We start from the raw sequence: 1,189 nt of genomic DNA, 5'->3' as shown, positions 1-1,189 counted from the left end.
CAAATTGCTTGGGTGTTATATGGTCAAGCCTCACGGGCAATTAGTATTGGTTAGCTCAACGCCTCACAGCGCTTACACACCCAACCTATCAACGTCGTAGTCTTCGACGGCCCTTCAGGGGACTCAAGGTCCCAGTGAGATCTCATCTTGAGGCAAGTTTCCCGCTTAGATGCTTTCAGCGGTTATCTTTTCCGAACATAGCTACCCGGCAATGCCACTGGCGTGACAACCGGAACACCAGAGGTTCGTCCACTCCGGTCCTCTCGTACTAGGAGCAGCCCCTCTCAAATCTCAAACGTCCACGGCAGATAGGGACCGAACTGTCTCACGACGTTCTAAACCCAGCTCGCGTACCACTTTAAATGGCGAACAGCCATACCCTTGGGACCGGCTTCAGCCCCAGGATGTGATGAGCCGACATCGAGGTGCCAAACACCGCCGTCGATATGAACTCTTGGGCGGTATCAGCCTGTTATCCCCGGAGTACCTTTTATCCGTTGAGCGATGGCCCTTCCATACAGAACCACCGGATCACTAAGACCTACTTTCGTACCTGCTCGACGTGTCTGTCTCGCAGTCAAGCGCGCTTTTGCCTTTATACTCTACGACCGATTTCCGACCGGTCTGAGCGCACCTTCGTACTCCTCCGTTACTCTTTAGGAGGAGACCGCCCCAGTCAAACTACCCACCATACACTGTCCTCGATCCGGATAACGGACCTGAGTTAGAACCTCAAAGTTGCCAGGGTGGTATTTCAAGGATGGCTCCACGCGAACTGGCGTCCACGCTTCAAAGCCTCCCACCTATCCTACACAAGCAAATTCAAAGTCCAGTGCAAAGCTATAGTAAAGGTTCACGGGGTCTTTCCGTCTAGCCGCGGATACACTGCATCTTCACAGCGATTTCAATTTCACTGAGTCTCGGGTGGAGACAGCGCCGCCATCGTTACGCCATTCGTGCAGGTCGGAACTTACCCGACAAGGAATTTCGCTACCTTAGGACCGTTATAGTTACGGCCGCCGTTTACCGGGGCTTCGATCAAGAGCTTCGCGTTAGCTAACCCCATCAATTAACCTTCCGGCACCGGGCAGGCGTCACACCCTATACGTCCACTTTCGTGTTTGCAGAGTGCTGTGTTTTTAATAAACAGTCGCAGCGGCCTGGTATCTTCGACCGGCGTGGGCTTACG

The 1,189-nt window shown here is 53.4% G+C and carries 1 rRNA gene; it reads right to left on the bottom strand.

What is annotated here, in order from left to right:
- Window positions 1-19 precede the first annotated feature (19 nt).
- Window positions 20-1,189, bottom strand: a 23S ribosomal RNA gene (locus PMI29_RS08540); the annotation flags it as partial.

The sequence above is a fragment of the Pseudomonas sp. GM49 genome (assembly GCF_000282355.1).
Lineage (GTDB): Bacteria > Pseudomonadota > Gammaproteobacteria > Pseudomonadales > Pseudomonadaceae > Aquipseudomonas.
The sequence above is the reverse complement of the archived record's forward strand: the minus strand, read 5'-3'. Positions and strand labels throughout refer to the sequence as shown.